This is a genomic window from Paludifilum halophilum (assembly GCF_002245355.1).
GTDB classification, from domain to species: domain Bacteria; phylum Bacillota; class Bacilli; order Thermoactinomycetales; family DSM-45169; genus Paludifilum; species Paludifilum halophilum.
This window is the reverse complement of the sequence record NZ_NOWF01000153.1, coordinates 1-407: the sequence shown is the minus strand read 5'-3', so window position 1 is coordinate 407 and position 407 is coordinate 1. Positions and strand designations below refer to the sequence as shown.

1 protein-coding gene is annotated in these 407 nt (G+C 33.4%); it reads left to right on the top strand.

The annotated features are described in order from the left end of the window. The coding region (locus tag CHM34_RS18680) for a S1 RNA-binding domain-containing protein (protein WP_141201796.1) at positions 1-241 on the top strand (241 nt) is incomplete at its 5' end. Positions 242-407: the final 166 nt, after the last annotated feature.

Below are 407 nucleotides of genomic sequence, written 5' to 3'. Positions count from 1 at the left end.
TGGTAAAGTAAAGCGTATCGAGAAATTTGGAGCTTTCGTGGAATTGTTTAAAGGTAAAGATGGTCTTGTTCATATTTCTGAACTTGCAGAAGAACGCACAAATAAAGTGGAAGATGTTGTTTCCATAGGAGATCAAATTATGGTTAAAGTAAAAGAAATAGATCGCCAAGGACGTGTGAACTTATCTAGAAAAGCAGTCATTCAGGATGAGAAGAAAGCAAAAGAAGAACAAGCAAAATAATTTTACAAAACCATAAAAAGAAGCTGAACGACTTAATTCAGTTTCTTTTTTGTAGATAAAGAAGGTAAAAGGAAGGCTAGATATATTTAAGTTTTTCTAGTTACAGCACCCTGTGGTAATGTTAATCGTATGATAACGTTTATGGAACGGGTGCTTATACCTATAT